13 protein-coding genes and 3 pseudogenes are annotated in these 23,354 nt (G+C 57.2%); 6 read left to right on the plus strand and 10 right to left on the minus strand.

What is annotated here, in order from left to right; translation table 11 throughout:
- Positions 1-94 precede the first annotated feature (94 nt).
- Positions 95-1,648: a carbohydrate porin gene (locus IVB22_RS22015; protein WP_247519345.1), complete on the plus strand. Its 1,554-nt coding sequence runs from the start codon at positions 95-97 to the stop codon at positions 1,646-1,648.
- Positions 1,649-2,426: 778 nt separating this feature from the next.
- Here the strand turns inward: IVB22_RS22015 and IVB22_RS22020 are convergent.
- The 3 genes from IVB22_RS22020 to IVB22_RS22030 all read right to left on the minus strand — a co-directional run bounded on the left by IVB22_RS22020 (position 2,427) and on the right by IVB22_RS22030 (position 5,101).
- Complete coding sequence (locus IVB22_RS22020; RefSeq protein WP_247448929.1) at positions 2,427-3,356, minus strand: TauD/TfdA family dioxygenase; 930 nt, start codon at positions 3,354-3,356, stop codon at positions 2,427-2,429.
- Positions 3,357-3,804: 448 nt separating this feature from the next.
- Positions 3,805-4,641, minus strand: a complete 837-nt coding sequence (locus tag IVB22_RS22025; protein WP_247519346.1) for a right-handed parallel beta-helix repeat-containing protein — start codon at positions 4,639-4,641, stop codon at positions 3,805-3,807.
- 118 nt (positions 4,642-4,759) lie between these two features.
- Positions 4,760-5,101 carry a hypothetical protein gene (locus IVB22_RS22030; RefSeq protein ID WP_247519347.1) on the minus strand — a complete coding sequence of 114 codons (342 nt, stop codon included), beginning with the start codon at positions 5,099-5,101 and terminating at the stop codon, positions 4,760-4,762.
- Positions 5,102-6,026: 925 nt separating this feature from the next.
- On the opposite strand from IVB22_RS22030, the gene IVB22_RS22035 reads away from it, so the two are divergent.
- Positions 6,027-6,653 (plus strand): FMN-binding negative transcriptional regulator, encoded by a 627-nt coding sequence (locus IVB22_RS22035; RefSeq protein ID WP_247519348.1) that lies wholly within the window; start codon positions 6,027-6,029, stop codon positions 6,651-6,653.
- A gap of 488 nt (positions 6,654-7,141) precedes the next feature.
- On the opposite strand, the gene IVB22_RS22040 is transcribed toward IVB22_RS22035, so the two are convergent.
- The 3 genes from IVB22_RS22040 to IVB22_RS22050 all read right to left on the minus strand — a co-directional run bounded on the left by IVB22_RS22040 (position 7,142) and on the right by IVB22_RS22050 (position 14,249).
- Positions 7,142-12,691, minus strand: a complete 5,550-nt coding sequence (locus IVB22_RS22040; RefSeq protein ID WP_247519349.1) for an AAA family ATPase — start codon at positions 12,689-12,691, stop codon at positions 7,142-7,144.
- A 1,116-nt stretch (positions 12,692-13,807) separates the two neighbouring features.
- Positions 13,808-14,119, minus strand: a complete 312-nt coding sequence (locus IVB22_RS22045; protein ID WP_247519350.1) for a hypothetical protein — start codon at positions 14,117-14,119, stop codon at positions 13,808-13,810.
- A complete protein-coding gene (locus IVB22_RS22050) occupies positions 14,112-14,249 on the minus strand; it encodes a hypothetical protein (RefSeq protein ID WP_247519351.1) in 138 nt (45 codons plus the stop codon). The genes IVB22_RS22045 and IVB22_RS22050 overlap by 8 nt, the downstream gene beginning before the upstream one ends.
- Positions 14,250-14,410: 161 nt before the next feature.
- On the opposite strand from IVB22_RS22050, the gene IVB22_RS22055 reads away from it, so the two are divergent.
- The 4 genes from IVB22_RS22055 (at position 14,411) to nolL (ending at position 19,668) form a co-directional block, all read left to right on the plus strand.
- On the plus strand, positions 14,411-14,635 hold the full coding sequence (locus IVB22_RS22055; protein ID WP_247519352.1) for a hypothetical protein: 225 nt from the start codon (positions 14,411-14,413) through the stop codon (positions 14,633-14,635).
- Between the two features lie 1,283 nt (positions 14,636-15,918).
- Positions 15,919-16,602 (plus strand): response regulator transcription factor, encoded by a 684-nt coding sequence (locus IVB22_RS22060; RefSeq protein WP_247519353.1) that lies wholly within the window; start codon positions 15,919-15,921, stop codon positions 16,600-16,602.
- Positions 16,603-16,693: 91 nt separating this feature from the next.
- On the plus strand, positions 16,694-17,083 hold the full coding sequence (locus IVB22_RS22065; RefSeq protein ID WP_247519354.1) for a response regulator transcription factor: 390 nt from the start codon (positions 16,694-16,696) through the stop codon (positions 17,081-17,083).
- Between the two features lie 1,463 nt (positions 17,084-18,546).
- On the plus strand, positions 18,547-19,668 hold the full coding sequence (gene nolL, locus IVB22_RS22070; protein WP_247519355.1) for a nodulation factor fucose acetyltransferase NolL: 1,122 nt from the start codon (positions 18,547-18,549) through the stop codon (positions 19,666-19,668).
- A 465-nt stretch (positions 19,669-20,133) separates the two neighbouring features.
- Here the strand turns inward: nolL and panB are convergent.
- The 4 genes and pseudogenes from panB to IVB22_RS22095 all read right to left on the minus strand — a co-directional run.
- Positions 20,134-20,744, minus strand: a pseudogene (gene panB / locus IVB22_RS22080) (3-methyl-2-oxobutanoate hydroxymethyltransferase); the annotation flags it as partial.
- 889 nt (positions 20,745-21,633) lie between these two features.
- Positions 21,634-22,406: pseudogene (locus IVB22_RS22085) on the minus strand (aminotransferase class III-fold pyridoxal phosphate-dependent enzyme); the annotation flags it as partial.
- Between the two features lie 27 nt (positions 22,407-22,433).
- Positions 22,434-23,229 (minus strand): annotated as a pseudogene (gene bioB / locus IVB22_RS22090) (biotin synthase BioB); the annotation flags it as partial.
- Positions 23,169-23,354: hypothetical protein (locus tag IVB22_RS22095; protein ID WP_247519360.1), on the minus strand; the 186-nt coding region annotated here is incomplete at its 5' end. The gene IVB22_RS22095 and the pseudogene bioB, both read right to left, overlap by 61 nt.

A 23,354-nucleotide genomic window follows, 5' to 3' on the forward strand; every position in this document is an offset into this window, starting at 1 on the left:
GAGAACGGCTCTAGGCCGTCAGGTGGAAGTGCACCTTATTCAAATCACGGACGTGGAAATCACGATGCATTGTTGCGGAATAGCGCCAGTATCCATGCGGGCATACTCGGCTGGCGTAGTTGCTTTCATCTCTCGACCAAGTGCGAAGCCAAGAGGGCGTATTCTCCTTTCCCTGATAGCTAGTCTTGCCGGCAGTTCGGCGGCGGCACAACCTGGCGATGTCTCTGGCCCTAGAAGTCAGAGCCCCGATGAGCTCGCCAAAGCAAGAAGCCAAACAATTTCTAATCCGGCCATAACCTTCCGAAGCGGCCGGCCCAAAGGAGCAGCGCGCCTTGCTGGGAACTCGCTGCCAAAAGCAGCTAGGTCTACCACAAAGCGCGATAGTGCGGAGGACATCGCCAAGAGCAGGGGTCAAAAGCAGATTGACCCATTCGCAAAATTCGAGAATCTCCGCGAAAAAGGTGCGGCGTTCACTGGGCCTGGTCCTGCGGACACGATAGATCAGGATACAGCTTCTGTCAGATCCGAGCTTTCGGATCTCGGGATTGGATTCGCTGGCTGGACCCTAAACACGTTTGTCAACAATCAACTCGGTAATGCCGCCAGAAGCACCATCGCCAATCAACAATATGTCGGCCAGAATCCGACATTTAGTACGGTCAACTCTATGATCGTCACCTATGACCTCGCTCGGTTTGGAATTCCCGACGGTCAGATCGTCGTGGGAGCCGAGCATCAATATTGGACATGGAAGAGCGCCGGGCCAGACCGACTGGGAATCAATGCAGTTTCTTACTATCAAACGTTCTTCGACAGGAAGATCGAACTCAAAGTGGGTTACCTCAGGAACCAACATGAGTTTGCGGGTGCCGGAGAAAAAGTTTTTGGACCCTCGTCGAAGATGCTGTTCCAAGCGGGCATGAGCAACAATTGGGCGCCAACGCCGGCCCTTAATCTGAAGTACAATTTTGACGATCGCTTATATAATAAGCTCTCAATCCAGCGCTCGCTCAGTCCAGCCGGTCAATATACGCATGTAAGCGAAAATCCCACTGGCTTGAACTGGAGCACGCGCGACGCGGGCATTCTTTTACTTGATGAAGTTTGCTATAAGAACAAGCCTACTCCCGGGGTACCCGAGACTTGGCTGCGGGCTGGCGCGGGCTTTAACAACAGCAGCTACACGGACCTACAGCATCCGACGCAACCGACAGCCAAGGCGAACAGCGTCTACTATGTAGCTGCGGACAGGCAATTCTGGCAGTCTGCCGTCCACGGCTCGGCATCTCGCGGAATCTATGGCGGGTTCTCTGCGATGTACGCTCCGCCTGACCTAAATAGGGCTAGTCAGTACTACGAGCTTCGCCTGTATGCGAAGGGCCTGTTTGACAGCCGGCCCACTGATCAGATGAGTCTTGTTGTCAACAACACGATCTGGAGCCATTTCGCGGTGGACGCTGCACTGGGGAAAGAGCAGCTGGCGCACCGGGACAGCACAGCAATTTCGGGACTGTATACGGCGCATCTGGCGCCCGGGATATATACAACCGTAGGACTGACGTACATCAATCACCCGACAAGCATTACCTACACGCCGCAAACAGGACACGCCCTGAATATATTGGTATCTACGTCGGTATTCTTCTAGGCTCTCAGGACTGCGCGTGAATTCACCGTCATGTAGTCGATATGACAATCGCCCTTTTCAACGGCTTGGGCCACGCATCACGGCGATTTTGGTATCCGCTGTGCTCCTGACGCGAAGCCGGTTACCGCGTAAATTGAGCCGTGATGTCCAACGTAGCATGCTGTTGGGAATGGTAGGTTAGAGCCTTTGCTGCTTCGGTCTACGAGCGATAGGCCGACGTCGTACTTGCGCAAGAGCTATACCCTCCGGCCGCGGAATGATCTCCGATGCTCATTTGTTTAATCGAGTGCTAAGCTTGCGGCAGCGACATTGCTTTTGGATGGTTGCTCGTGCTGCTCGTCAGACTCGCGTCCGAGCTCGTACTCTGCCATGACAAGCCGAAATCGTGCCCTCGGAGCTTAAGTCACCGCGAAGAGGTGTGGTAAGCGGAACCGCGACACAGATGCCAAAGCTAGCCAACTACGGCAATCGCTATATCTGTCCGACGGTCGTGGCGCTGGCCGAAAGGCGATGCGCAAGGTCGGCGGAAACGTGCCCCCCCTTCCGCGGCAAATCGACCGGACGCGGCCGGATGACTTGCGCCACTCGAATGCTGACTCATTTTCGCCGGGTCGAGATGAGCTTTAGCATCTTGCTTCAGCAAGGCCTCCCGAGTCTGCGGCGCGTTAGCCCTCCCATCCAATTGCGCGTGGCGTTCTGCTGGGTTCACTTCTCTTCTCAAACATCTATTCGCGCGAAGATAAGAGCAGTGCATTATCGGTGAATCTGCCGAGCCTTGCTAGGCAACCTTCGTGGACGGGTGCTTCGTCGTCTTGAGGCGCGTTACACTGCATCGACCGTCGACGCTGACGGGCGCGTCACCATCGATTGTGGCACGATGAACGACGCGATGCTGGTCACCGTAATCGTTGACCGCATAATGCTGCGTTGCGCGGTTATCCCAGATCGCGACATCGCCTTCTTTCCAGCTCCAGCGTACGGTGTTTTCGGGTGCCGTGATATGAGACTGGAATAGATCAAACAGCTTCTGACCGTCGCGTTTTGGGATATCAATAAACCTTTGCACCAGATCGCCGAGCACCAGCGCGCGCTCGCTGGTCTCGGGATGTACACGGACCACCGGGTGCTCCGTCTCATAGATCGTTTTCGTAAAGACCTCATCAAAATGCTTCTGGTCGATTTCGCGAACACGGCAGGTCCCGGCGTAGTCAAAGGCGTTGCTGTGAACGGTCCAGAGTTCGTCGGCAAGCCGTTGGAGCGGCCGCGGCAGATCCAGATAGGCGGCCACAGCGTTCGACCAAATCGTATCGCCACCGGACGATGGGACCACAATGGCCCGCAGCACCGCAAGTCTAGGATACGCCGCGAGAAAGGTTCCATCGGCGTGCCATACATCAGCCCGGCTACCTCCGCGCGCGGAATCAAGCTCGATGATCGAGGTCGTTCCATTGATCGTACCGAGTGTCGGATGCGGCACCAGCCTTCCCAAACAGGCAGCAAAACGCTCCTGCTCCGCGTCATCAAGATGCCCCTGATCGCGGAAGAAGATCACCTTGTGTTCGAGCAGCAAGCTGTTGATCCCAGCGATGGTTTGGCTCGGTAAATCACCCGAGAGCTTGATATTTCTAATTTCAACACCGATGCGCGCTGCGCGCTTGACGACGTCGGTCAGTGGAATGACACTCTCGGTCGAAGCCGTTTGTTTCATTGCGAATTTTTCCAAGTTTTGCGGATTCTTCAAGCGGACAAGGGCGCGTGTCACTCGGTTTCGAAGGCGAGCCTCGCGCTACGGGTACTCTCGAGCAAGCACCATGCCATTCGGAAAGCCGAGCTGTGAACGTCCGTCAGGTACCGGATCGGATTTGAATCGAACAGTTTGCCAGGAACTCGATGCCACCTCCCATCCTCTTTCCAACGCCACCCGGGTCGGCGGCGAAAGGCATAGGGCGCATAATCGACAGGAAATGTACCGCTCGGCACCCGAAGAGAAAGGCCATACGGTCCTCGTGCAACGTCGAGTAGCCAGCTGTGCGTGCTGTTCTCGTCCAGTATGCGCCCTCCGCTTAACAGTTTGCGGCAATCGGCCAGTCTCGAGCCGCCTCTGCGAACGGGCCATCACCGGCTCTCAAGGTGTTCGGGACCTGCCCTGGCCGTGATCACTGCCGAAACATCATCGACTGGAAATGGAAGAGGAATAGATGACCTTGGAAGAGCTCCAAACGATTGAACACGGCATTATCCAGGCGAAAGCCATTGATCCGCGGCACTGGGATCGCGATGTTCTCGATGCACCGACGTCCGAGCACGGTGAGGCAGATGTTCTGCACGGTCCCGCTGGGTTTGCCCAAGAAGCCAAAGATATGTCCACTACCAGTCTTTATAGGTGTTTCAATGTTGTCAAAGTAGTTGCCCTCGATCAGTGCTTGCACAGATGGTCCAGCATCCACTGCATGGAAGAATCCGCCGCTCTGTTGCGCATGCGTGTTGTGGAAGTAATTGTTAAGGAGATGAATAATAGCCTGCGCACCGTCAATGTGCGGCGCCCGCCCTGAGATCTCATGGAAATAGTTATTTGCGATGGTGATCGTCTGCGGGACACCAAGAAACAGGAGATTCCAATAGTGCTCCCCGTTACAATAGGAGGAATAGGTATCGCTGCCATCGAAGTCGTTCCAGGAAATCGTAATATTCGTCGTAGGGCCAGAGCCGCCGGCAATCATCTGCCGCCCGATATTATGAAATCGGTTGTGACCGATCCAAACCAGGTCGGCTCGTGCAATTGCAATAGCATCGCCGGCAAATATCGCGCCTTGATTGATATCACTGATGGTCAGGTTGCGAATAACGACGTTGCTGACCCCATTTAGGCGCAGCCCCTTCCCTTTGATTGTAGCGCTCGGGCCAACGCCGATCACCGTCTTGTTTGAGCCAATCTCCGGGCGCGGCCCTGTCGAAGCCGACCAATGTCTTCTCCTTGCCATCGCAATGCGCATCGTTGCCATCCATAAGGAGAAGGGACTCACGGTTGTAAGGTGCCGAACAAGCACGGCCGTATTGGCAACCCTGCCCCTCGCCTTTGCCCTTTCGTACCGGTAAAGTCTATGGTTCCGGCTACCTGGATCTCGCGCGGACTATTGTCATTGCAGTGCCGAAGCTGTACGAACGACACAACTCATACTTCAGAGCTTTGGTTGATCTGACCTGAACTACCTCGCCTCCGCGGCCGCCCGTCGCTGCAGAGCCAAAGCCCTTGAGGGCTTCCGATCGCACATTGTTCGATCCGAGCACGGAAGAGACGCCGACGACGACAGCAAGTCCACCGAGCACGCGCAACGACCGCTTGATGTGCTTCATCGTTTCCTTCATAGGCATGTGCTCTCTCTTACCCAGAAAATCCGCACGAGGACTTGAACTCTCGAACTCAAATGCTGAACTGAAATAGGCCATCAGCATGCGGCGTTAACGCCATCAGATCGTCCTCAATAAGGCAGGATCGGAATATCGGAACCATGCTACGCAACAGCCGAAGTGTGCAGCCGCAGGCTCCGCACCTGCTGCGATGGATCTGGGTAGCCATTGAGCCAATCACGGCCGATGAAAGCAGCGCTCGATGCTTCGAGACCCCGTCAGAGGAATACTGTAGGGTGCAACACGTCTGGCCTGGGCGGATTGGCCGTCCCTCCTGACGTTTTGCTGGACCGGCGGGAGGCGCTCGAGCTCTTCGGCATTTTCGACCAGCACCAGAACGCGTGGTGCATGATAATTCGCATCCCGCGGGAAACAGATACGCGGCGCGGCTGGGATCCTCGTCTTCCTGGATTGCACGTCGGATGTCAGGCCCCTTCTTCTGCGATATAGATGGGCGAGATTGGGCCCGTATGTCGCGTGCCAGACACATCACACGGACGGACGCCTCCTATCGACTTCATGACCGGCAATCATCACGCCGCCGGAATGGCTACGATTTCCTTGTTTTTGATATGTCCGTCCAGTGCCAGGGGCGGATCTAGCACAGCCAGTCACCGCCAACCTGCGACTCGCGGCGCGGCGAGCTGATGCGGCAAGGGCTCAGCCACAATTCTGGTCGTCCCACTCATAGCCCTAAGGTGAAGCTGCTCATGTGCTGCAGTCATCGCCACGAAGAGCGGAATTCGTCTGCAAGCGGCGCGTGGAAGGCAACGGCTGGCCAGCGTGCAAACGCACCCTCCGATCTGCACCTTCGACGCATCATAGGTTTACCGCCCCCAGGGGCCTAGCGCGCGCGGAGGAATGAAACTACCCACCAAAACTGATTGTTTTTGTGATCCAGCATGAGGCGTACCCCAGTCCGAATCATGAGTCGCCCGGCTTTCCGTCGGGCTGCCGGGGAGCTCCGCCGATGTACACGCCGCCCTCCTTCCAAGTTGTCGATATCACCGACGTTCATCGGACGATGCGCGAGGCACGCTCGGCGACACTGATCACCGCTACTCACGAAGGGCTTGTTGGAACGATGCTGCCCGTAGTACTCGACGAGAGCGAAGGCTCCATGGGCACGATTTACGCCCACGTGGCGCGTGCGAATCCGCAGTGGAAGCTGACACCGACTGGCGAGGCGATGGCCATTTTCGCTGGGGCGGAGGCCTATGTCAGGCCCTCCTGGTACGTGACCAAGCACGAGAGAGGCGAGGCCGTACCGACGTGGAACTATGTCGCTGTGCATGCCTACGGGCCGGTCGAATTCTTCGATGATGCCGATCGGTTGCGAAAGGTGGTCACGCGACTGACCGATGTGCATGAGCGCTCGGGCAAAGACCGCTGGGCGGTGTCTGACGCCCCTGCCGATTTCATCAAAACGGAGCTTAAGGGGATTGTCGGTCTGCGATTGCAGATTACACGGCTCAATGGCACGCGGAAGATGAGCCAGAACCGCAACGCGGCGGATCGCGCCGGTGTCATCGAGGGGCTATCGAAGAGCGACCGTGACGAAGACCGTCGTGTGGCTCACCTCATTGCGAAAGGATGACGAACCCGAACGACGTATTGTGAACGACGCGGTATCACCGGATTTTCTCCATATCCTCGACTGCTCTCCTTCTGGACAGCGATGCGCCGGCGGCGGTCGGTTCCTGCTCGCGTCAGGTGCTTTTACAGAGCACAGAAAACCATACACGACGCCTCGCCTGTTCGTCACCTATTGCGAGCGGCAGCAGCGGCGCGAGGCCCCGAGGCCAGTCCGGAGAAGAAGAGCGGTACACCGGTTGCAATCCGGGGGCTGCTTCGGGGCGCATGACAGGAATGCTCTGCATTGAGATCGGATTCAAGGGGGCTGCGCCGGCTCCACTGTTGTCAAAGCAAACCAGTTTAGCACGGAATCTTGCGACTGGCGCTAACTGATCCGCCACACTGAAACTCTGCGCAGCCACAAGCGAAGGTTGCATGCAATTAAAGTAAATCTCCGCATTGATATCGCCCTTCCGACTCAAACAAAGATGCTTTGGAAGGCGATTGCCGTCATTCTCTCGAACACTGCGTATGCGCAGCCGGCATGCTGAACTGAAAGACGGCCCCGCGAGGATCATTGGCGCCCGCCCACATCCGGCCCCCGTGCGCCTCAATAATAGAATGGCAAATGGCCAGCCCCATGCCCATGCCTTCAGACTTGGTGGTGTAAAACGCCTCGAACACGCGGTCAGCACTGTTCGGATCGAGTCCTGGACCCGTATCCCGAAAAGTAACCAATACGTTATTCGAGCCATCTGTCCGCGCACTAATCAGTAACTCGCGGTCACCTTCGTTGATCTCGCTCATGGCCTCGATGGCGTTCGTGATCAAATTGAGAAGCACCTGCCGGACCTGGACGCGATCTGCCCAGACAAGCGGCAACGCCTCAGGCCGTCGCGTTTGCACCCATACATCATTTTTTGCAAGTTCCGCGCGAACTAGGGCCAGCACCTCTAAGATCAATTCGTCAATTGCGAGAAGCTCCGTTTGCATAGGAGCCTTATTCATAAGAGCGCGGATCCGACGGATCACGTTCCCTGCGCGCATACTGTCACGGATAATCAAACCGAAGGTCTGCCGAACTTCTTCCAGATTTGGCGGTTGAGCACCGAGCCAATTTAGCCCCGCCCCCGCATTACTGCTGATGGCGGCAATCGGCTGGTTGACCTCATGGGCGATTGAGGCGGCCAGCTGTCCCATTGTCGTGAGCCGATTGGCGTGTGCCAGCCCCATCAGAGTCTCGCGATACCGTCGTTCGCTTTCACGGGCTTCCGCTTCCGCTCTCTTTCGCTCTGTCAGGTCGAGGACGAAGCCAACACCTTGGTCGTCTCGCGCGTCGAATACGGCGAGGCCAATTAACACCGGCACGCGGCTGCCATCCTTGCGGACATACTCTTTCTCGAACTGCTGAACAGCTCCGGTCCGTTTTGCTTCTGTTCCAGCATCCAGTGTGCGCTCGCGCCATTCTGGCGGTGTCAGGTCGAGACCGTTCACTCGCCCCGCGACGAGATCCTCTCGGTCGTATCCAACCATCGTGAGGAAGGTTTGATTTGCCTCGATGATCTCGCCTCCTTCGCGAATGATAAATATTCCGATGATGTTAGCGTCGAGTAAGCGCCGGATTTTCGACTCCCGTTGCTGAACTTCGCTGTACAACCGGCTGTTTTCCAGCGCTGTTGCAGCTTGCGAGGCAAGCATTTTCAGCACCGAGTTGCGGGCAGCCGAGAATATGCGCGCGGCGAGATTATTCTCCAGATAAAGTACGCCGATCAGCTTGCCCTGTGTGATCAGTGGCAGGCAAAGAATAGAACGCGCTTTGCGCTCGCGGATATACGCATCTTCCGCAAATGAAGGCTCGGCGGCAGCATCATCGAGAATGACGTTTTCGCGGACACGTAGGACGAAATGCAGCACGGACTCGGGAAGCGCCCTCGGAGTTACGGGCTGTTCATTCACCTTTACAAGCAGCGCATCCGCTACCGTTGTGGCTTCCGCCTCGATCCGTGGCTCGCCTCCATGCAGCAGAATTAACAAACCTCGTTCGGCGCCGGCCTGCTCAATGGCAGTCCGCATAAGCGTGTCGATTAGTTTTTGAAGAACAATCTCGCCGGAAATCGCCTGCGACACTTTTGTCACCGTCGCGAGGTCAAGATGCTCAACCGGAGCTCCGATCCTCATTCCATTCACGGCAGGAGTGGTCTCCTCATGGCTGAGATGGGGATTCAGCTCGTCGAGCTGACGCACTTTGCCATCTGCTCCCCAACGAAGGTAGCCGCGCCGCGCGTCCTGCAGGTAAACCCGGGAGATTCTGTCAAAACCGCGCGCAGCATAAAAGCGCGCTGCAAGTTCGCAAGCGATTCCCTCGTGGTGGGCGAAACCGTTACGTGCTGCGGTCTGGATTGAGTGTTCATACAGTCGCATTGCGTCTGCATCCCGGTATTCCCGCCTTGCAATTTCAGCGCCGACCAAGGCAACCCGATTCTCAAAATTTTCGGGGCAATTCGTCGCCCATATCTGCAGCTGTCTGTAATGGGCATCAATGATATCCCGATGTTGCTGTTGTTCGCTTTCGCCTGGCTTGTCGCAATAACATGAGTGAGACAGCGCACCATAGAAGTGAAACTCCGCGATCAAGGACTCTGTCGGCATGGTCCATAATTTGGGCACCGCCTTGGAGCGAGCATCAACAGCCGCAGCATAATCGCCGGCTAGAAATCGCGCCTGAAGTTTGCGGATCCAGTAGACGGTTTCGCTAGGTGACAGCTCCGGACTCCGAGCCAACGATCGCTCGACGTCTAGCTCGTCAAATTGTTGGTCATCGAAGCAACCGAATGAGCGCGTGAGGCCGCGCATGCTTCTAATGATTGCGAGCTGAGCGGCTACGGCATCAGCAGCAAACTGAACCTTTCTATTCCGAATCGTAGCAAGGCTTTTCTCTATCTCGTTCTGCACCTCTTTCAGGGGATCTCCGGCCATCATCATATTTGAGGTTAGATGAAGCAAGCTGTACGCTTCATAGATGACATCGCCGCTGCTGACCGCAGCTGCGAGCGCTCGCCGGATCAAAACTCGGCCACCTCTTAGGGGCTTCGTCCACGGGATCACGTTGCATCCGAAGGCCAAATAGACGGGAGCCCGAAAACGGGAGAACTCACCGCGATCAACCAGGTCGCAAGCAAGACGACCAAATTTATCAGCTGCTTGGTAGTCACCGAAGCGCCCGGCCAAGATTCGGCCTAGCCATGCGTAATGGGCGCAAGAAGCATCAGTGTTGCCGTATTCGAGGCTGATGATGACAGCTCTGCAGATGACCAAAGCGGATAAATTGGCGTCCGTGAAACCTGCGGGCGGAAGAATCCGCGTCAAGACGGCAAGCGTGGCAAGCGAGGTCTGATCTGTCATTCCAGGCAAACTAGCAAGATCCTCGATTGCGTCGGGCAGCTGTGACCACATCCGCCGATATTCGGCTAATGTTTCCTGGTCCGTCGGATGCTGCGACCACTCGATCCCGACATCGTGAAGATATTCGAGGCCTGTGAGAACTGCCCGCCCGTGCTGACCGAGCGTCAAGTAAAGATCGACCCGCAAACATGCGACCGTTGCTCGTTGGGGCGCGTTCAAGGCGCGCTTCGACAGTGCGGACAGGAGGCTCTCTGCAATCTCCAGCTGGCCTACCAAGAATTCGCATTCGGCCCTGCTTGTCTCCAGTGCGAACGCGAGTTCGTGGCGCCTTCGCCAAGAGTGCTCCGCGAGCAGCGCAGCACCGACGGTGAAATATGTGAGTGCCGAGGCGTAGGCCGCCGACGCCCTGGCCCGCTGCCCTGCGACCAAATTCAGCTCTGCGAGCTGCTCACGCTCCTGACCGGAGGCAATTAGCGCGACACCTCGATTGAGTTGACTGACGACGTCGAAGATAGCCTCTCCGCGTTTGTGCGCAGGGATGTGTGCGGCGAGCATCCGACCGATCCGCAGATGGGCAGGAGCGCGCGAGGATTCCGGCACCAGCAAGTAGGCCGCCTCTTGAACGCGATCGTGGAGGAAGCGGTAGGCTGTTCCGTGGCGCGCGATCATTTCCTGCCGGATCGCCGGCCACAGGGTCGCATGCACCTGCTCCTGCGAAATTTCGAGCACGATCGCAAGCTCCGCCGTCCCGGCGACGTTGCCGAAACAGGCCAGCTGCTGCAGCGCGTCCTGCGTTTCCTCGGGCAGGCGGATGAGCTTGCCGAGCATTAGATCCACGACGTTCTCGGTGTATGCTTTTGCGTGAATGCGCTCGAGATCCCATCGCCAGCGCGCCGGCTCGTGATCGAACGTCAACAGCTGCTCTTCGGCCAGTTCAGAAAGGAATTGAATGGCGAAGAACGGATTACCCATCGTCTTCTGATGCACCAACTTTGCAAGCGGGGCAGCGCGTTTTGGTCCGCAGCGAAGGGTATCCGCGACCAACTGCGCGACATCGTCTGCAGTGAGCGGCGAGAGCGTGATCTCCTCGAAATTTACGTCGGCTCTCCTGATGGAGTCGAGCTTGCGTTTGAGTGGATGGCCTGCATCAAGTTCGTTGCTGCGGTAAGCTCCAATGAGCAGCAGGTGCAGATCCGACTGGGTCAGGAGATCCTCGATCAAGTCGAGCGTTGCGGCATCATGCCACTGCAAATCGTCGAGGAAGAGCACCAATGGATGGGTTCGCCGGGCGAACACACCAATAAAGCGGCGAAGCACCAGCTGGAAACGGATTTGCGCTTGCCGGGCTGGAAGCTCAGCAACCGCGGGCTGCTCGCCAATGATCACGCTCAGATCGGGGATCAATTCGACCATCAGTCGTCCATTCGCGCCGAGCGCCTCCCGGAGCGCTTGCCGCCAGATGGCGAGTTCGCCCTCACTTTTGCTGAGAAGAGGACGGACAAGACTCTGAAACGTCTGCACTAGCGTCGCATAGGGAACGTCCCGCTTCAGTTGGTCGAATTTGCCTGACACCAACTGCCCGCGCGAGGGCACCAGTACTTTGTGTAGCTCCTGGACAAGCGAAGACTTACCGACACCGGAGTAACCGGCGACGAGCACCAACCTCGGCGCGCCGCTCCTCACCGCGCGATCGAAAGAGGCAAGCAAAGTCTCGATCTGAAGGGCTCTGCCATAGAGCTTCTCGGGGATGAGCAACCGATCAGGTGTGTCCTCTGTGCCGAGCTCAAACGGGTCGATGCGACCGTGGTTGGCCCATGCTGCGAGACAGTGTTGCAGATCGTGCTCAAGGCCAGCGGCAGTCTGGTAGCGTTCCTCGGCGGTTTTCGCGAGGAGTTTCATCACAATCTGAGAGATTGGCTCCGGGAGTTTTTGCGATTTCTCGACGGGCGGTATTGCTTTTCTTGCAATATGACAATGAATCCACTCCAAGGGATCAGAGCCCGTGAACGGCAGCGCGCCGGTCAGCATCTGGTAGAATGTCACGCCAAGTGAATAGAGATCACTGCGACAATCGACCGAGCGATTCATTCGTCCGGTCTGTTCGGGCGCCATGTAGGGCAGCGAGCCGGCGATGAACTCGGCAGGCTCAGGCGGCACGCGCTCGCGGGAAAGACGGGAGGCCAGACCAAACCCAGTGAGTCGCACCTGTTCGTCAGGACAATTGACCAGAATGTGAGCGGGTTTCAGGTCCTTGTGGACCAAGCCGTGCCGGTGAAGCTTGCCCACGGCCCTCGCGATACCAACAGCGAGGCGCAGGAAGCGCTTGGGCTCCATGCGGATCCCGAGTAAATTTAGCAGTGGCTCGCCGCATGGATCCTCCAGGACCAGCATAGTCCGACCAGCTTCCCGGACGAGTTCCAACGGCCGCACCGCCCATGCCTCGTCTAGCTCCTCCCTCAACTCACACTCATGGGCGAGGCGGTCGAGCGTCGCTGGGTGTTCCGCGATGGGCCGCACGACAAGCACGACAGCCCTGCTGCCGTGGATTTGCCGGCGCCACGCACGGCAGAACGCGCGATCACCGTCCTCCCACAGGGGTTGGATGTCACTGTCGACATTTGAGCCGAACAGAGTTCGGCTGAGGGGGTCCCGCGGCATTTGCCCGCCCGGTCAATAAGGACTGAGCCAAACCTGACACATATGGGGCGAGCTTGTGAAGGGAATTCGCAAAACGGCGCGAGTACCGATCCAGGCCGCCAAAGAGTGGACCGCGGCACGCCAAGATGCGACTTACACACCCAATACGTCACAGCCCGATCGATCCAGCCCACTCCTGCGCGCCGGCCGGGCCTGCACAGCATCGGCGGCGGCGCTCCCGACTAGCTCAGTGTGTGGACGAAGGAATTGTATTTGATAGAGCGGCTCGTGGCCCGTTACCCGACCACCAGCGGCCCACTGCCCGACGTGCAGCAGGGCCCAGATTGCTGCTACCGCTCAAGCAGACAATGACATGTGAAAGCTGATCGGTTTGCCCATGATCGGCACAACGCGCGAGGCCATTGGAGGCCGGCTTCTGACGACTGCATCGGCCTGAGCGTCCGGGGCGCGATGCGCAATGCCATCCCATGAGCCAATTGCGAGATCTCCTGGCGCGAACTGAAGCCCCGAGGGCCACAACTTGCTTCGCACAACGTCGTCCGAGTATGTCTTTCGAGCAAGCGACCATACCATCGACGCGCTCAGTCTTCAGCACCAAACTAACATGGCATGTTGGGCCGAGAAAAGTGTCTAGTTTCGAAGCCGTCCCGGCGCGCACTGTCAGGGCCTTAGCGTGCGCCCGGTCCGTCCCGGCGTTATCTGTGAAATGTTGATCATGCTGTCCCCGTGAAGCAAGCAGCGCGGCGACACTGATGTCGCCGTACCGAGCTAAGGAAGCACAGAGCCTGTGTATCCGATACGATATTGAAGGAGCTCGCCCTACACAATTTTGCAGTTGAGCTCGAACGAAACGAATCCAATGATGCGGCGGCGCGTTTGGACATTGACCGATCAATAAGCACAACGCGTGATCGAGCGACTTGAGCCAAAGAACTGAAGCAGCTTCTTGGTAAGGATGAGCTCCTCGAAATCGGATGTACTAAGGCTCGGAGCGAGCGGTCCATTGCAGCAAATCGAACAGCTGGACCTTTCCGCCGCTTCGATGGCTAGCCCCGCGGACATAAGCGCGGCCAATATTGCTTTTTCGAGCTGAAACCGCACTGGCGCAGTATTAGCTCAGCCTGTTCCCTTTGAGGCCTGCACCAAGCTGTCGATCTCCGGGCAGGCCCTACATCTGAGGTCGATGCCGGCCGAGGAATACCGAACGGCGGGGCACGATGCCTCTTCACGCTGACCGGCGGAAATGTCGCTTCCCTGGTTGACTATGGTGCGAACCGCTCTGAATGCGATCAGACGATCAGTGAGCTCGGCGATCGCCTTGCTGATATCTGGCATGTCGAACGACCCTTTCTCACAGAAGCCGGTCCCGAGAATTCGCCCACCGTTAACAGCACGGCCGCCAAAGAAGCTTGCTCCACAATCAGCCATGAAGGCGTGCTTCTAAGGCCCGAGGAGAAGCAAGATGCTCGGTCGAGTCGCTGAACATAAACGCCGCAAGGGCGCTCAGGCTAGAAATCCCGCTGACACGCGCGGTGCTGTTTTCGAGATCGACGTTCACTCCTGGCTCCATTGTTGGAAGGCGCCATGCAGTCATCGACTCTGAACCACAGCATCAAGGACAGATCTGCGAGCCACTGTGAGCGAAACCGCGCCTAGAACTATTCTCTTCATTCCTGCTCCCATTGATGGAGCAACTGACCCGCGACAAAGGCACCCCTGATGCTCACCGAGCGTCCGTACAGGCCCTCGCTGATCGGAATGCCGCTCGCTGCGGTTCGCAGGAGAGCCATTGCCGGCCATGCGAAGCCGATAGATCCGAGAGAGTTCTCGCTGCTTGAACCGCTGTTCAAGCAAGGCGTAAGCTACCCCAAACTGGTGAAGAGAATTGCAATTAAAATGAAGAACAGCGGAACGCCTTCTTTGCCAATTTTGCCAATTCGATAGATCTACACCGGCATCGTACAACCTGACGCTACGAACGATTCAAGCCCTTCCTGGCCGGTGCGAAGTAGCAGGGAGTCACTACCTACTCTGCCTTGCTGAGCGAGCCTCAGTTTTGCCGCGCTGGTTGTTCATGGAGGCAGCGTCACCACGGATGTACTGGCGATGTGGGCGAACCCGACGCACTTTCTGCTCAACGGAGTGCGTCGGGCCGTCTGTAACGACCCCATCTGGACCGTAGGCCCTTAGCGGATCGATGAGCTACTGGCAGGTCTGACAACAGCTTCAGGTTGACCGCTCGGGGCGCGTTTTGTCGTTCCTATGTAGGTCAAAGAGCGAACCTTCAAGGTGCCGGCACGGACCTATGATGTCCGCCAATTCTGGTAGGAGAATGATTCTTTCGCTGGATCAGCGGTTGTTTGGCTGATGCAGGAGAGCAAATGCAACTGCCTTTTGGCGAACTGGTCCGCACCTGGACACCGAATGGAGTGTGTCCTGCCTCTCCATTCAGATTACGCCGCCTCATCTTGGGGTGCGAGCCTCGTGAAGGAAGCAACGACACGAACGCACGTGAGCGCCCCTGCAGCAGCTCAAGTTCGAGCATCTTTCCTACAAACTTGACGGAAAGGACTTGAATCGCACCTTGCGTCAGGTTGTACGAAGTCGGTGCAAGGTGCTTTCCCCACCCTCGCAAAGAGCAACTCAAAGGCGCTCTGAGGACGGAAAAGAAGAGTTCATGTGCTGATGCCGCTGCTACTCGTTCTGATATCTATTTTCCTTAGTACGGGTGCGATAGTCTACGCCGCTTGCCGATCTCAACGCCGGCGGGATCGGCGCATGCACAGGCACAATCGCGCCAATTCGCTCAGCTCGCGGCCCCGCGTTCAACTACCAAGGCGACGGGCATTCTGATCCTTCAGCCGCATAATGGGTCGTCCGCTGCAGCCTCACTCGCGAAGGCCGGGCGACACGCGACGCCATGCTAAAGCGAGCGCCTCAAGTTCTGGATTCGGTGCTTCTCGATCGGCTGCTGATCGATTTGATCGATGCCGCGGGGCCGATCCAACGCGACGGCGGACAGACGCGAAAGGCAGTTCTCGACCAGTCGGACGGTTTTTGCTAGACTTTCCAGTAATGCGTCACGCTGGCGCGAATGGCTGACCCGTCACATACCTGGAAAATCTCAAACTTTGCACTGCGCAAAGTACTCGAAAGGCTACGCGGTCAATCAAAGGTCGTAGTGAGGCGATGATTCTACTTTAAATCGTACAAGTGAGGCTCTTATCGTGACCAAGCGCTCTGAACCGCGGAAGGAAGCCACAAATGTCGTAGGGCCGGAGGTGAGGCCGAGCGTCTTCCTCGTGGACGATGACCTCTCAATGCGCGAATCGCTGGTCAACCTATTTCGTTCGATCGGTCTAGATGTCGTTGCTTACGGATCGGCCCGGGAAATGCTCCAGAGCGAGCTCCCTGATGTTCCTAGCTGCCTTGTGCTTGACATCAGGCTGCCGGGATTGAGCGGCCTTGAGCTCCAGAGTGAGTTAGCCAAACTGAAGATTCACATTCCTGTTATTTTCATCACCGCTCATGGCGATATTCCGATGACCGTCAAAGCCATGAAGAGTGGAGCAATCGATTTTCTCAGCAAGCCGTTTCGCGATCAGGAACTACTCGATGGCGTAGTCGCAGCTATCGAACAGGATCGGAAGAGACGAGGTGTAGATAAGGTGGTCGGGAGGCTGCAGTCCTTGTTTGAGGCCCTAAGTCCACGAGAGCAGGATGTATTGAAACTGGTCGCCGCCGGCCTATTGAACAAACAGGTAGCCGCGGAACTCGGGCTCGCCGAGATTACAGTCAAAATCTATCGCGGTCACGTGATGAAGAAGATGGGAGCTCGATCGCTAGCCGATTTGATCAGGATGACTGAGAGGCTGGGAATTGGGACCGGCCGTTTCAGGGTACAAACCTAGGTATGATTTTACAATTTCGTCGTACACGCGCATCCTTCTGCTGGCCGTCATGCTTCGGCCAGCGCCTTCGCCCAACTAAGAACGGGTCGTCTTGTCTAGGTATTCAACTGTTTGCGTTGTCGACGACGATCCTTCGATTCGTGCCGCACTGAACAACCTTTTGAAATCGCAGGGCCACATCGTTCGTACGTTTGCATCGGCTAAGGAATTCTTGCGGTCGTCTCAATTGAATGATACGTCCTGTGTCATTGCAGACGTGCAGATGCCCATGATGAGCGGCTTTGAACTTTTGGAACAGATGCGGGCCCAGGGCCACGCTGCGCCATTCATCCTGATGACTGCCTTCGCAGATGACCGCACGCGAGCCCGCGCATTGAGCGCCGGCGTAACCGGCTTTTTTGCCAAACCCTTTGCCGGTCTGGAGTTGATCGCCTGCGTCGATGAAGCGCTTCGCGAGCATCGTGGTGGAACGAACGCGTGAAAGATGGGGAAGCAGTCTGGACCAAGCCGCACCCGCGCGGCGCTTACGATGTCAATCAATGCGCGATTGCTCGTGCTTACCGCGTGCCAGTGGCGATCCTCGCCTTTGGATCTTGCCGCATTCCTGTCGTTGTTGTTGCACTTTCGGCATCTGATTGAAGCACTTGCAACGTCGCGCTCCTGACAAGGCGCCCCTGGTATGATCGCGCAATCAGACGAGGCGAGGCCCTCCTCGCTTTAACGAAGGAGCGCCCTACCTTCAGTGCCACGATCCTTGCTGAGCTTAGCGCGAAAGTGCCACGGCAGCGGCTTGCCGGCAGGACCTCGTTAGGACAAAGAATTCACCTGAAACTTGTGCGACCGCTCCAGATAGGTCGGGCACCGAAGTTTGTGGGAGGAAAGACGCGGCGATCGCGGCCAAAATCACGCAGTCGGTCGAGACGATCGCTGCGGAATTCACAAAAGCCACAAAGACCGCATTATGGCGATGTTGGGCTTTCGAAGGATCGAGTGGTGTACGCCAAACTCGCCAACTTGCGTTCGCTCCCAGCAACCCTTCGGCCGACCGAAGCGCCCGAAACCTACGCATCCGTTGCAGGGCAACACAAATGCCACTGGTCGAAGCGATCTCAAGCCACGCCTTTGCTGCCGAACGCATCCACGCCGACCACTCTCCGCGCCGGTCCCGGCCAAACGCAAGGCCCAAAGCGGTGGCTCTGGACGCGCGATAAGCCCGCGCGCCGGGCCAGATCCGCGGCGGCCGTGTCCCTTCTACTCGCCGTGAGCGTGAGCATCCAAGTCCGGCTGGCGGGCTCCGCCGTCGCCGGGAGCGCATCGGCCCCTCTGGTCGCGATGAACTTTCGGCCCACATACTTCCCCGTTTCCAAGCTAACCGCGCAGTATGCGCAAATTCTTCGATCGCGCGCGGCTAAGCAAACCTGCCCGCGAAAGACGACTTGGCCGGGGGCCGTCGCTGGATGGGGACGAAACTACTAGACATAGTAGCTTTTTCCGCCTGGTTCTCAGGTAAGCCGTTGGAGCTGATTTTCAGACGCGCTACGCATAGCCCAAAGGACGCCGAGAGGCGCCGGAACCGCGCGCTCATGGTCTGCCAATCCTGTACGATGTTGGCCGCGCGCTTGTTCGTCGGGCAGATTTCTTGTCGAGGAGACGAGATGCGTCGGGCTGAGTGGGAGACTGAGCGCGACAGTCTTCCTCCCAGAACCGCGTCTGCAAGTAGTATGCCGTGCCCGTACTGCTACACCAATATCTCAAATTAGATATCTGCTCTGCCACAAAGTTCCGCGAGGCATTCAGAGACGCTCGGCCAGCTCCATCTTCAAGGCCTAACAAGCTGAGCTTATTCCCGTTCCAAAAACTCCCGCCATCACCTTTCGTTTGGATCAAAAATGAGGCAGAAGAAGCGGACAACGGGCCGCCGGCTCATCAACAACAGATATCTAGATGTTTGATACATTGCTACGCGTGACTGGAACGATCGCCCCGAGCTCGCGCACGACAGAGGCAAACGATCGAGATCTAAGCTTAGATTTCGCGAAAGGTGCGCTCATTGTTTTGGTGATCGTTGGGCACCTGATTCAGTATGTCATCTACCGAGACGACGGGTTTTGGTATTCGCCGTACTACAAATCGATCTATATGTTTCACATGCCACTCTTTATGGCGATAAGCGGATATCTTTCTTCTCGATCGCTGCTGCAAAAGTCGTTCACTCGAGCCGCCAGCGACCGTGCGAAGCAGCTCTTGCTGCCGATGCTGTTTTGGTGGACGTTCATGGAGACAGCTAAGCTGGCGGCATTGTGGCGCGCGACCAGCCTAACGAGCGGGCTTTTGGAATTTGTAGACGATTTCGCTGGCACATACTGGTTCATCTGGGCGACGTTTGTTTCCTATCTTCTCATCAAGATTTCTACCAAGCTCAACCACCAATCGTGGGTCATATCTGGCTTAGCCATACTGGTCGCACTCGCGCCTCTGACATTGTCCATATCACCCCTGATCAGATTCACTTATCCGTTCTTCTGCTTCGGCTTCTTGCTTGCTCAATCGAGAGAACGATGGACGAGTACATCGCGACATCACAAGCCGCTCCTGATTTTATTTCTCTCGATAGTGACTTGCGTATGCTTTCTAGCTTGGGGCAAGGACACCTATGTCTACAATAATCTTGGGGTAATTCACGATTTTCGGTCGGCTAAAAACGTGCTTCTGATGTTTGTTGGCTCTGCAGCTGCCTCAGCAATCGCTATCGAACTCTTGCTGCAATGCTGGAGCGTTGGCCGTTCAAATCGCATGGCCCGTTTTATCGCTGTGGAGTTGGGCCAGACCACGCTGCTGCTCTACCTGGTCCAGGGTACCGTGTTCCGTCTCATGGATTTCGTACAGTTCGGAGAACTTTGGGATCTCACGACCCGGTTGATCATCGCGGGTATGCTCGGGGCCGCGATTATTGCGATCGCGCTAACGGTGCGCTCGATTGTTCGCGGCGTTCCATATCTGTCGCAGCTCGTCCTTGGAATGCCGCCACGCTCAGGTCTTCCGCAAGCCAAACCTGCAATGAACTAGCTGTATGCATTTGATTGTTTGAGTACGGCAGGGTATTGCGATAGCATCGACTTGTGACGCCGCGGGAATCGCGTTCGAACCCAGATCCGGCGGCGACGGCGTGCCGCCGGTCGAGCCGGTGATCGGCATAAGAGTAACCCCATAGAAGCGTGTATTGCTCAGGGTTTGCATGGCACCGGCGAACTCAGCCCATTGCGTCTATCCAAATAAGATCGACTGTCGTAAGATTAGCTTCGCTGCACCAGTCGTCTAGCCGCCGGGTTTCGACCCAGATCTGGCGATCGAACCTAATCCAATCACACTCGGCGAGATGTTTCTTCGAATGCCGTACTGAACCCGAGACGTCCCAGTCGTTCGAATCTCCGTCTCGGCCCGCAGCTGCCCGAAGTAAAAGGCCCTCGGCAACGAACAATCCGTTCTTGTTCGATGAGATGGCGATGCGATTGCTCATCGCGGGCCTGTTGTGCTCAGAGATTCAGTCGCTCGCGCGGCGAGCTCGGCCGGGATGCCTTCGAGGACAAGAGCAAAGCATCCGGCCTGCTGTAGCTGGTGCGCATCGTGAGCAGACGTAGGGCATCGTCCGCGTTCCGACCTTGTACCTTGAAGCCGCCCATCGCGTTGACGCTTTGTGGCGTGAGACCAAGATGACCCATCACGGGAATTTCGCAATTCACCAAGGCTCGGATCATCTCGACACGCTTACTCCCTCCCTCAAGCTTGACGGCGTCTGCGCCACGCTGCAGGACGCCTCCAGCGTTGCGATCGTGTCGTCGGGACTGAGATGAAAGCTGAGAAACGGCATGTCAGCTACAAGCAGGGCGCCAGGCCTTGTTCGCGCGACCACGTCCAGGTGGTGATTCATCTTCGCCATGCTGACCGGTAAAGTGGTCATCAAACCCAAGGCATACGTTGCCGACGCTATCGCCGACAAGAATGACGTCGACGACAGGATCGGCGATACGTGCCGTTACCGCATCATAAGCCGTGGTCATGACGATGACGCGCCTTTCCTCCTTGCATCGTTGCAGAACTGGAATCGTGACGCGTTCAACCGACAGCTGCGAAATGTGGCTCATGTCGATCTGATCCGGCCCCGCATGTCTCTGGAACTGGCCTTCCCCTTGGAAGAGCGAAAGGTATCTGTCAATAGGGAGGCCGAAAAGGCGCGTCACTGAGAAGTCGGAAGCACAAAGTTTCCAATGATTGGGCGGTCAGCAAATAAGAGCTTTCAAGATGTCCTCTGCGCGGTGGTTCTGGGACTGACCATCCAAACATTCTGCGCGTCAAAACGGCGGCCTGGAGACGACGCACGCGAGCGGCGACGGTGGATGTGCTTATGAGGCTGCGATCTACGTGTCAAAGCCGCTGTCAGCCCCTTAAGGCGGCATGTCCATTACCTCTCGCTGCTGACAAGGATGGGCTTATGGCGCTTAAAGCCGCGGCTTCGGCGGACTGCAGGCTCCGCAAACGACCGGGACCCAGGCGAGGGAAATAGGAAAGATGCACCAGCGCTCGCACGGCTGCCGCAAACTCCGGGTTGCGGATGACGTGTCCAGCATCTTCGCGTTCGTAGACGCATGATAAGACCTGCCGTCCAGGCAATCTCTTCTAATCGAAATAACGGCGGAACTTCCGCAACAGGCCATCACCAATGGACGCATAACTTCATGACTTTGTACCAAATTCGCCCAGGCATCCACACATGAACACGCAACCAATCGCGGTGACGCGATCGGACTGAAACCGAACGCGCGATGACACTGTGGACCGGCCCGGCGAAGCCCGCGATCTCGCCGGGCCGGCAACACCCACATTGCAGATGCGAGGTCACAATCGTCCACTTCCTAGGTCTATGGCAAGGCTCTCTCAAGTCGTTCGGGAAGCCGACGACAGCTCAGGATCCTTGATCTTGCGCTGCCGCGCGCGTCTTCAGGCCAGCGCATCGGCAGCGTCACAGATGCCTGCCTATATTTCGTCCAGGTCACCTGCTGTTACACAATATGGCGGCATCACATAAATCGTATTACCTAGTGGGCGCAGCAAGAGATTACGGTCTTTAAAGAAGGCGTGAAGCCTCGGGCCGATGCCTGCGAGATAGCGGGTATCTCTCGTCTTCAGATCGAGTGCTGTCATGGTGCCGCTACGGCGAACGTTTGCAAAGCGCGGATCGGCGCGGAATGCTTCAATTGCCTGCTCTTGCATGGTTGCGACCGCAGCGATGCGCCGGTGACATTCCTGGTCTTTCCACAGATCCAGGTTAGCCTTGGCGGCGGCACAGGCCACCGGATTTGCCGTAAACGAACTCGAGTGAAAGAATGTGCGCGTACGGTCTTTTGAATAATGGGCATCGAAAATCTCTGCCCGGCAGAGTGTCACCGCGAGCGGCAGCGCCCCTCCCGTGAGACCCTTCGAATAGCACGCTATATCTGGCACAACATTGGCCTGCTCACAGGCGAAGATTGTTCCGGTGCGGCCCCAGCCCGTCATGACCTCATCGCCAATGAACAGGACGTCCGACGCCTCGCAGATCCGCTTCATCTCTCTTAGCACCCAAGCTGGGTACATCAGCATTCCGCCTGCCCCTAACACCAGAGGCTCGACAATAAAGGCTGCGGGATTTCGTTCCGACATCTCAAGCGCATCAAGCGTCGCCCGCTCACGACCGCTCGCAGGGACGGGATTGACGTCACGTCGAACAGGAGAGGTCCGTACGCCACGTTGAAGACACCGCGGGCAGCGCGCAGCACGCCTATTGTTCTGATGGCTTAAGCGAGTCCAGACGTAATGCCGAGCCGGGCTAGCAAACCTGCATCACGGTCAAGTTGCGGATTTTTGGTAGTCAGCAACACATCGCCGACAAAGATGGAATTCGCACCCGCCAAGAAGCATAGGGCTTGGAGTTCATCAGTCATGTACTGGCGCCCGGCGGCCAACCGTACGACGCTCTTGGGCATCATGATCCGCGCGGTCGCCACCAGGCGCACCAGTGCAATCGGGACGCTCCGCCATGACCTTCACCGGCACGCCATTCACCTCGTTCCACAGGTTGATCGGTACGCTTTCCGGATGGTTGGGAAGATTGGCGAGCAGTACCAGCATGCCGAGACGGTCATCGACGTGCTCACCCATGCCAATAATGCTGCCGCAGCAGACTTTGACCCCCACCTCGCGCACGCGCGTAAGAGTGTCGATCCGATCTTGCAAGGTCCGGGTAGTGATGATGCTGCGGTAGAATTCCGGCGAAGTGTCCACGTTATGATTGTAGAAGTCGAGGCCGACGTCGACGAGCCGTGCGGCTTGCTTTGGCGTGAGCATGCCGAGCGTTACGCACGTCTCCATGCCAACACGTTTAACGGCGGCAATCATGTCGCAGACCTGATCGAGGTCGCGGTCCTTTGGACTGCGCCACGCCGCGGCCATGCAGAAGCGACTCGCCCCGGCCGTCTTGGCGCGCTGCGCGGCGGCGACCACATCAGCGCGATCCATCAAGCGGGTCGGCTTCAGGCCAGTGTCGTAATGCACGCTCTGTGCACAGTAGGCGCAGTCTTCAGGACAGCCGCCTGCCGCGCGACAATCAGGGTGACAAGCGCATTGCCTCGCCAGAAATGTTCCTGAATGCTGAGTTGTTGCCTCACGTAATCTGCTCCCCTGCGAAACGGGCGGCCGGGGGCGACGATGGGGCGATT

Source organism: Bradyrhizobium sp. 190, from assembly GCF_023073415.1.
In the GTDB taxonomy this organism is placed as follows: Bacteria; Pseudomonadota; Alphaproteobacteria; order Rhizobiales; family Xanthobacteraceae; genus Bradyrhizobium.